The 8996-nt window shown below is 53.2% G+C and carries 9 protein-coding genes, 4 tRNA genes and 2 rRNA genes (1 of these 15 only partly in view); all 15 read right to left on the bottom strand.

Annotation, left to right across the window (positions count from 1 at the left end):
• Window positions 1–51: 51 nt before the first annotated feature.
• Window positions 52–552, bottom strand: a complete 501-nt coding sequence (gene rplJ, locus AABM55_RS26350; protein ID WP_019693882.1) for a 50S ribosomal protein L10 — start codon at window positions 550–552, stop codon at window positions 52–54.
• A gap of 198 nt (window positions 553–750) precedes the next feature.
• Window positions 751–1446: a 50S ribosomal protein L1 gene (gene rplA, locus AABM55_RS26355; protein ID WP_019693883.1), complete on the bottom strand. Its 696-nt coding sequence runs from the start codon at window positions 1444–1446 to the stop codon at window positions 751–753.
• A complete protein-coding gene (rplK, locus tag AABM55_RS26360) occupies window positions 1446–1877 on the bottom strand; it encodes a 50S ribosomal protein L11 (RefSeq protein ID WP_008008888.1) in 432 nt (143 codons plus the stop codon). Before rplK ends, rplA begins: the two co-directional genes overlap by 1 nt.
• Before the next feature lie 117 nt (window positions 1878–1994).
• Window positions 1995–2528, bottom strand: a complete 534-nt coding sequence (nusG, locus tag AABM55_RS26365; protein WP_010443972.1) for a transcription termination/antitermination protein NusG — start codon at window positions 2526–2528, stop codon at window positions 1995–1997.
• Between the two features lie 9 nt (window positions 2529–2537).
• Window positions 2538–2906, bottom strand: coding sequence for a preprotein translocase subunit SecE (gene secE, locus AABM55_RS26370; protein ID WP_019693884.1), 369 nt, complete (start codon window positions 2904–2906; stop codon window positions 2538–2540).
• Between the two features lie 45 nt (window positions 2907–2951).
• A tRNA-Trp gene (locus tag AABM55_RS26375) sits at window positions 2952–3027 on the bottom strand.
• A gap of 53 nt (window positions 3028–3080) precedes the next feature.
• The gene (gene tuf, locus AABM55_RS26380) at window positions 3081–4274 is read right to left on the bottom strand and encodes an elongation factor Tu (RefSeq protein ID WP_347928143.1); all 1194 of its coding nucleotides are present in this window, start codon (window positions 4272–4274) and stop codon (window positions 3081–3083) included.
• Between the two features lie 84 nt (window positions 4275–4358).
• Window positions 4359–4434: transfer RNA gene (locus tag AABM55_RS26385), tRNA-Thr, on the bottom strand.
• A 26-nt stretch (window positions 4435–4460) separates the two neighbouring features.
• Window positions 4461–4534, bottom strand: a tRNA-Gly gene (locus AABM55_RS26390).
• 25 nt (window positions 4535–4559) lie between these two features.
• Window positions 4560–4644 (bottom strand) — tRNA-Tyr (locus AABM55_RS26395).
• A gap of 142 nt (window positions 4645–4786) precedes the next feature.
• Entirely contained in the window at window positions 4787–5233 is a 447-nt protein-coding gene (locus AABM55_RS26400; RefSeq protein ID WP_347928145.1) for a hypothetical protein, read from the bottom strand.
• A gap of 7 nt (window positions 5234–5240) precedes the next feature.
• Window positions 5241–5990 (bottom strand): pantothenate kinase, encoded by a 750-nt coding sequence (locus AABM55_RS26405; RefSeq protein WP_347928146.1) that lies wholly within the window; start codon window positions 5988–5990, stop codon window positions 5241–5243.
• Window positions 5980–6939: a bifunctional biotin--[acetyl-CoA-carboxylase] ligase/biotin operon repressor BirA gene (gene birA, locus AABM55_RS26410; protein ID WP_347928148.1), complete on the bottom strand. Its 960-nt coding sequence runs from the start codon at window positions 6937–6939 to the stop codon at window positions 5980–5982. The genes AABM55_RS26405 and birA overlap by 11 nt, the downstream gene beginning before the upstream one ends.
• Window positions 6940–7079: 140 nt before the next feature.
• Window positions 7080–7195 (bottom strand): 5S ribosomal RNA (gene rrf, locus AABM55_RS26415).
• 160 nt (window positions 7196–7355) lie between these two features.
• Window positions 7356–8996, bottom strand: a 23S ribosomal RNA gene (locus tag AABM55_RS26420) (it continues 1251 nt past the right edge of the window).

Consider the following 8996-nt stretch of genomic DNA (forward strand, 5'->3'; position numbering starts at 1 on the left):
CGGCCTACGCGACCATCGAAATAAACAAAAAACGCGAGAAGATGGCGAGCCTTAGGCTGCAGCAGCTTCTTTCTGGTCGCGAATTGCCGCCAGAGTACGAGCCAATTTGCTGGTAGCGCCTTGAATCACGCTCATCAGCTGAGAAATTGCTTCGTCACGGGTCGGCAGAGTTGCCAGTACGTCGATTTGGTTAGCTGCGAGGAACTTGCCCTCGAACGCAGCTGCCTTGATCTCGAACTTGTCCTGACCTTTTGCGAATTCCTTGAAGATACGAGCAGCAGCGCCCGGATGTTCTTTGGAGAATGCAATCAAGGTCGGGCCAGTGAACACGTCGTTGAGAACACTGTATTCAGTGTCAGCAACAGCGCGCTTGAGCAGGGTGTTACGTACAACACGTACGTAAACGCCGGCTTCACGAGCCTCTTTACGGAGTCCGGTCATAGCGCCTACTGTTACGCCACGGGCATCAGCCACGACAGCGGACAGAGCAGCTTTGGCAGCCTCGTTGACTTCAGCGACGATGGCCTTCTTGTCTTCGAGTTTAATTGCCACGGGTTTAACTCCTGCTTGTTACCGTTTCATCCAGCCGAGGCCGGATGTCGTTTTGGTGTCTGATTCGGTAAGGAACCGGGAGCACCATCTGCGTAGGCTTGAGGTTTAAGACTTGCGTCGCCTACGGTCTTGGATAGCCCCCGCCAGGCAGGGACCCCAATTTTTCAATTGGCGCAATTACTCGCGCCAATCTGTGTCTTACGCGTCGAGCGAACCCTGGTCGATGACCAGACCTGGGCCCATAGTGGTGCTCAGGGTAACGCGCTTGACGTAAATACCTTTCGAGGAAGCTGGCTTGATACGCTTCAGATCAGCGATCAGGGCTTCAACGTTTTCCTTCAGCTTGACGGCATCAAAGCCGACTTTGCCAACGGAGGTGTGGATGATGCCGTTTTTGTCGGTGCGATAACGAACCTGACCAGCTTTTGCGTTTTTAACCGCGGTAGCTACGTCTGGAGTTACGGTGCCGACTTTAGGGTTAGGCATCAGGCCACGTGGACCGAGGATCTGACCCAACTGACCTACAACGCGCATTGCATCCGGGGAAGCAATAACTACGTCATAGTTCAGGTCGCCGCCTTTCATTTCGGCAGCCAGGTCGTCCATACCTACGCGATCAGCGCCGGCGGCCAGAGCAGCTTCAGCTGCTGGACCCTGGGTGAACACGGCAACGCGAACGGTCTTGCCAGTGCCGTGTGGCAGCACAGTAGCGCTACGAACAACCTGGTCAGATTTACGCGGGTCAACACCCAGGTTCACAGCAACGTCGAACGACTCGCTGAACTTGACAGTCGACAGCTCAGCCAGCAGAGCAGCGGCGTCTACAAAGTTGTAGGCCTTGCCCGCTTCGATTTTGCCGGCGATAGCCTTTTGGCGCTTGGTCAGCTTAGCCATTACACACCCTCCACGTTAAGGCCCATGCTACGAGCAGAACCGGCGATAGTACGCACGGCTGCTTCCATATCAGCTGCAGTCAGATCCGCGTTTTTGGTTTTCGCGATTTCTTCCAGCTGAGCACGAGTTACAGTGCCAACCTTAACGGTGTTTGGACGAGCGGAACCGCTAGTCAAACCAGCAGCCTTCTTCAGCAGAACCGAAGCCGGGGTGCTTTTTGTTTCGAAAGTGAAGCTACGGTCGCTGTAGACAGTGATGATCACTGGAGTCGGCAGACCTGGTTCAATACCCTGAGTACGGGCGTTGAAAGCCTTGCAGAATTCCATGATGTTCACGCCGTGCTGACCCAGAGCAGGACCAACAGGTGGGCTTGGGTTAGCCTGAGCGGCCTTCACTTGCAGCTTGATGTAAGCGGTAATCTTCTTGGCCATGAGGCACTCCAATTACGGGTTCGAACGCCTCGAGAGGCTCCCCGGTTACTTGCGCGTTTATCCCAGTGACGACAAAACCCCACAGCCTAGGGCTGCGGGGTTGGGATGCTTGTTCGGCTAGACCTTTTCGACCTGGCTGAACTCTAGCTCTACCGGAGTAGAGCGACCGAAAATGAGCACTGCGACTTGGATGCGGCTCTTTTCGTAGTTAACTTCTTCGACCGTGCCATTAAAATCGGCGAACGGACCGTCGGTAACACGAACCACTTCGCCCGGCTCGAACAGAGTCTTGGGCTTCGGCTTGTCGCTACCATCAGCAACACGACGCAGAATTGCTTCTGCTTCTTTGTCAGTGATAGGTGCAGGTTTATCAGCGGTACCGCCGATGAAGCCCATCACCCGAGGAGTATCCTTGACCAAGTGCCAAGTCCCCTCATTCATATCCATCTGAACCAGCACGTAACCCGGGAAGAATTTACGCTCGCTTTTGCGCTTCTGGCCATTACGCATTTCAACCACTTCTTCAGTGGGAACCAGAATTTCGCCGAAGCCATCTTCCATGCCAGCCAGTTTTACGCGCTCGATCAACGAGCGCATGACATGCTTCTCGTAACCCGAGTAAGCATGCACAACGTACCAACGCTTAGCCACGGGACACCCTTAGCCAACAATCAAGGAAACAAGCCAGCCGAGCAGGGAATCAAGCCCCCACAACAGCAACGCCATAACCAGAACAACAGCCACCACAATCAGGGTGGTCTGCGTGGTTTCTTGGCGAGTTGGCCACACGACTTTACGAATCTCGGTGCGAGCTTCCTTAACCAGTACAAAGAAAGACTTGCCCTTGACGGTCTGCAGGCCTACAAAGGCAGCTACAGCAGCAATAACAAGCAAAGCGAGTACACGGTACAGGATCGGCGCAGCATGGTAATACTGATTGCCGACAACGCCAACAACCACCAAAGCGACTACTACAAGCCACTTGAGCAGATCGAAGCGAGAGCCTTGAGCTTCAGCTTTAGGAGTCATCTATGAAGATCCTGTGAAAAGAAAGCCAGACACACTGAGTGAATCTGGCAGGTCAGGAGGGAATCGAACCCCCAACCTACGGTTTTGGAGACCGTCGCTCTGCCAATTGAGCTACTGACCTAAAACAAAATTAGGCCGACCATTATGCCGGCCTAAAAAAGACATTACAACAACTTACTCGATGACTTTGGCTACGACACCAGCGCCGACGGTACGACCGCCTTCACGGATAGCGAAACGCAGGCCATCTTCCATTGCGATGGTTTTGATCAGGGTAACAGTCATCTGAATGTTGTCACCTGGCATTACCATTTCAACGCCTTCTGGCAGCTCGCAGTTACCAGTCACGTCAGTAGTACGAAAGTAGAACTGTGGACGGTAGCCTTTGAAGAACGGAGTATGACGACCGCCTTCTTCCTTGCTCAGAACGTAAACTTCTGCAGTGAACTTGGTGTGCGGCTTAACCGAACCCGGCTTGACCAGCACCTGACCACGCTCAACGTCATCACGCTTGGTACCACGCAGCAGAACACCGCAGTTCTCGCCAGCACGACCTTCATCGAGCAGCTTGCGGAACATTTCAACACCAGTACAGGTAGTGGTGGTGGTATCACGCAGACCAACGATTTCCAGCGCATCCTGAACGCGAACGATACCACGCTCGATACGACCAGTCACAACAGTACCGCGACCTGAAATCGAGAATACATCTTCGATTGGCATCAGGAACGGCTTGTCGATAGCACGCTCAGGCTCTGGAATATAGTTATCCAGAGTCTCAACCAACTTCTTGACAGCAGTGGTACCCATCCCGTTTTCATCATTACCTTCCAACGCCATACGCGCAGAACCAATGATGATTGGAGTGTCGTCGCCCGGGAAGTCGTAAGTGCTCAGCAGATCGCGCACTTCCATCTCAACCAGCTCCAGCAGCTCAGCGTCATCCACCAGGTCAGCCTTGTTCAGGAAAACCACGATGTACGGAACGCCTACCTGACGGGACAACAGGATGTGCTCACGAGTTTGCGGCATCGGACCATCAGCGGCCGAGCAAACCAGGATAGCGCCATCCATTTGAGCAGCACCGGTAATCATGTTCTTCACGTAGTCAGCGTGACCCGGGCAGTCAACGTGTGCGTAGTGACGCACGGCCGAATCATACTCAACGTGAGCAGTGTTAATGGTGATACCACGAGCTTTTTCTTCTGGGGCGCTATCGATCTTGTCGAAGTCAACCTTAGCCGAACCGAAAACTTCGGAACAGACACGAGTCAGAGCGGCAGTCAGAGTAGTTTTACCGTGGTCGACGTGACCAATGGTACCTACGTTGACGTGCGGCTTATTACGTTCGAACTTTTCCTTAGCCATCGAAATCACCCCTAGGAGAAGAATTAAGCAAGTCACACTAGCCATTAAAACAAAGGCAGATATTTTCATATCTGCCTTGTTATATGGAGCTCTTGAGCGGATTTGAACCGCTGACCTCACCCTTACCAAGGGTGTGCTCTACCAACTGAGCTACAAGAGCGAAACACTTTGCACAACCTGCAAACTTGGAGCGGGTAGCGGGAATCGAACCCGCATCATCAGCTTGGAAGGCTGAGGTTCTACCACTAAACTATACCCGCGTAAGCTTGCAGCTCACGCTAAAAATGGTGGAGGGGGAAGGATTCGAACCTTCGAAGTCGTAGACGTCAGATTTACAGTCTGATCCCTTTGGCCGCTCGGGAACCCCTCCTAAGCGAGCCGGCATTCTACATCATGCCAGCCTTCTGTCAAGCATTTTCTCATTAAAAACCTGAGGTTAGCTGCGTTGACCTCGCTTCACACTGTTGACCGCTAAAGGTCTTCACTGCGAAGCGGGCGCCATTCTATGCAACCTATTCAGCAGTTGCAACCCCCTCGCACGGCATTATTTTATGTTTTAACTCATTGAATTCTTTAGCAAGGTTCTGCAGCACGGAATCATCAGCCAAACGCCGGCTCTCTGGAGCTACACGCATCCAATATCCAACAGAATCAGGAAGAGAAACCGATAGCTGCTGAACCTTGATGTCGAGAGCGGCCAATCGCTGTTCAAGCGTCTTCGCCGTTTCCTGACGAGCAAAACCACCCAGATAAAGACAACTGTTATCCGCCTGCGCAAATTTACCCTTGTCACGCGCAGCTACTGCATCAGGCGTTTCACTCAACAGGCGAATGTCCTGCTGCGAACCTTTATACAAACTCAATGGAGTGACGTCCTTCGCACGCAAGGGCGCCTCCTGCTGATGCCAAACGTAATAAAAAACATTCAGGACCAGCAACAACAGAAACAACCAACGCATAAAAACCTCAGGACAATGGGCACGCCATGGCCAAACCTACAAAGACGAGATCTGGTACTACCCGCGCCTCTGGCACGACTCCAGAAACCAGGCCTGCATCACCACCAGTGAGGAACACCGAGAACTCCTGCCCCCAATAGCTGCATGCCAACTCTAGCTGCGTCAGGACGAACCCTCTCAACATCAATGAACAGCCACGCTCGACGGCCTCCACCGTATTTCGCCCTGGCTCAAAGCTCTCGAGCGCCCTGGATGCCGCGATATCGTCATAGCGAATCCGTCGGGTATGGGTGCGCAACTGGTTACGCATCAAGGGCATTCCGGGACAAATGAACCCTCCCAGGTGCTCGCCATCCGCCGCAATAAAATCTGCGGTAAGCGCAGTACCAAAATCGAGAACCAGACAAGCCCCCGAGGCAAGATGAAATGCGCCAAGCATCGCAAGCCAGCGATCAAGCCCCAGCCGCTTATAATCCTCGTAACCGTTGCGGACTCCAGACATTTCACGAGCCGGCGCCGCACAGGACACCGTTACACCGAATGCCTCGACCAGCAAGGAAACTAGCGCAGCGGTCTCTTCATTGGTTCTTACGCTTACCAGCCGACAATGCTTGAGATTCAAACCATCGCAGCCGCGCAAACTTTCCAACAAAGCCAGGTCCGAGTCGACAACCCCCTCAGCAACCAACCGCGCCGCATCTGCGTGCAACACACGCCATTTGATAAAGCTATTCCCGCAGTCGAGCTCAAGAATCATTGCGCAACCTCAGACTTAGCTCACCACCACTAAACACTTTTTCTACGCCACCCACGTTCAAACGCAATGCACCCTGACCATCAATCCCTATCACCTCGCCATCAATCCGACTCACTCCAGCAATCAGCGAAACCGCACGCCCCTGCCATAGGTGGCCTTGCTCCCACTCCGCCCGAAGCGCTGAAAACCCCGCCAACTGATGACGACTCAGGTACCCCTGGAGAACAATCCCCAAATGCGCCACTAGAAGATTACGATCGAACGCCCTACCTGCTTCGAGACGCATAGAGGTCCACTGCTGATCGACCTCATCAGCGATCTGCATATTTACATTGATTCCTACACCCAGAACGACATGACACACATCCGCAGGATCCCCAACCAACTCCAACAATATGCCAGCGATTTTCTTCTCACCCACCAGGACATCGTTAGGCCACTTCAAACCAGCGCCGGCAATACCCAGATCGCGCAGTGTTTGCATCACGGCAAGGCCGACGACCAGGCTAAGCCCCTCAAGCTGGCGCATGCCACCATCGATTCGCAGCACGAGGCTATAGTAGACATTTTCGGCAAACGGGCTCACCCACTTGCGGCCGCGTCGGCCGCGACCGGCAGTTTGTCGCTCTGCAAGCACAAGAAATGGCGCAGCCATACCGCGCTCTATAGAGCGCAAAGCTTCAGCGTTAGTGGAATCAATCGAATCAAAGACCAGTACGGGCCAATCGCAAGCAGGCGAATGCTCAGCGATCTCCGCGGAGTTGAGCAGAGTCAACGGCGCACTCAATTGATAACCACGGCCACGCACCTTGTGAATAGAAAGACCCAACTCAGCCTCAAGGTGCTGGAGTTGCTTCCACACAGCGCTGCGACTAATACCTAGAGCGGCGCCCAGCGCTTGGCCGGAGTGGAAACGACCGTCCTTCAGGAGCTTTAACAACGTCAGCATGCAAGTATCGCCTCACAATGAGGCCCGCATGATAGCCATGCCCCGAGCCGTTGCATAGAAATCGTAAGATTCCGGAATCAACTTTCTCGCAGGCAAAACAAAACCCCAACTGCTTTCGCAATTGGGGTTTCGGAATTTAATCTTGACGATGACCTACTCTCACATGGGGAAACCCCACACTACCATCGGCGATGCATCGTTTCACTGCTGAGTTCGGGATGGGATCAGGTGGTTCCAATGCTCTATGGTCGTCAAGAAATTCGGGTACTGAGTCGTGACCTGTTGGTCTCGCTTCAGCAAATTGGGTATGTGATAGATCTCGGTGTTTGTGAGCAGCTCGAACTTTCGGTTCGTTTCGTCTTCACACACCGCAATCTGGCTCTTCTCTCGAAGCATGCAGATTGCTTGGGTGTTATATGGTCAAGCCTCACGGGCAATTAGTATTGGTTAGCTCAACGCCTCACAGCGCTTACACACCCAACCTATCAACGTCGTAGTCTTCGACGGCCCTTCAGGGGACTCAAGGTCCCAGTGAGATCTCATCTTGAGGCTAGTTTCCCGCTTAGATGCTTTCAGCGGTTATCTATTCCGAACATAGCTACCCGGCAATGCCACTGGCGTGACAACCGGAACACCAGAGGTTCGTCCACTCCGGTCCTCTCGTACTAGGAGCAGCCCCTCTCAAATCTCAAACGTCCACGGCAGATAGGGACCGAACTGTCTCACGACGTTCTAAACCCAGCTCGCGTACCACTTTAAATGGCGAACAGCCATACCCTTGGGACCGGCTTCAGCCCCAGGATGTGATGAGCCGACATCGAGGTGCCAAACACCGCCGTCGATATGAACTCTTGGGCGGTATCAGCCTGTTATCCCCGGAGTACCTTTTATCCGTTGAGCGATGGCCCTTCCATACAGAACCACCGGATCACTAAGACCTACTTTCGTACCTGCTCGACGTGTCTGTCTCGCAGTCAAGCGCGCTTTTGCCTTTATACTCTACGACCGATTTCCGACCGGTCTGAGCGCACCTTCGTACTCCTCCGTTACTCTTTAGGAGGAGACCGCCCCAGTCAAACTACCCACCATACACTGTCCTCGATCCGGATAACGGACCTGAGTTAGAACCTCAAAGTTGCCAGGGTGGTATTTCAAGGTTGGCTCCACGCGAACTGGCGTCCACGCTTCAAAGCCTCCCACCTATCCTACACAAGCAAATTCAAAGTCCAGTGCAAAGCTATAGTAAAGGTTCACGGGGTCTTTCCGTCTAGCCGCGGATACACTGCATCTTCACAGCGATTTCAATTTCACTGAGTCTCGGGTGGAGACAGCGCCGCCATCGTTACGCCATTCGTGCAGGTCGGAACTTACCCGACAAGGAATTTCGCTACCTTAGGACCGTTATAGTTACGGCCGCCGTTTACCGGGGCTTCGATCAAGAGCTTCGCGTTAGCTAACCCCATCAATTAACCTTCCGGCACCGGGCAGGCGTCACACCCTATACGTCCACTTTCGTGTTTGCAGAGTGCTGTGTTTTTAATAAACAGTCGCAGCGGCCTGGTATCTTCGACCGGCATGGGCTTACGGAGCAAGTCCTTCACCCTCACCGGCGCACCTTCTCCCGAAGTTACGGTGCCATTTTGCCTAGTTCCTTCACCCGAGTTCTCTCAAGCGCCTTGGTATTCTCTACCCAACCACCTGTGTCGGTTTGGGGTACGGTTCCTGGTTACCTGAAGCTTAGAAGCTTTTCTTGGAAGCATGGCATCAACCACTTCGTGTTCTAAAAGAACACTCGTCATCAGCTCTCGGCCTTAGAATCCCGGATTTACCTAAGATTCCAGCCTACCACCTTAAACTTGGACAACCAACGCCAAGCTGGCCTAGCCTTCTCCGTCCCTCCATCGCAATAACCAGAAGTACAGGAATATTAACCTGTTTTCCATCGACTACGCTTTTCAGCCTCGCCTTAGGGACCGACTAACCCTGCGTCGATTAACGTTGCGCAGGAAACCTTGGTCTTTCGGCGTGGGTGTTTTTCACACCCATTGTCGTTACTC

The sequence above is a fragment of the Pseudomonas helvetica genome, from assembly GCF_039908645.1.
GTDB classification, from domain to species: Bacteria; Pseudomonadota; Gammaproteobacteria; order Pseudomonadales; family Pseudomonadaceae; genus Aquipseudomonas; species Aquipseudomonas helvetica.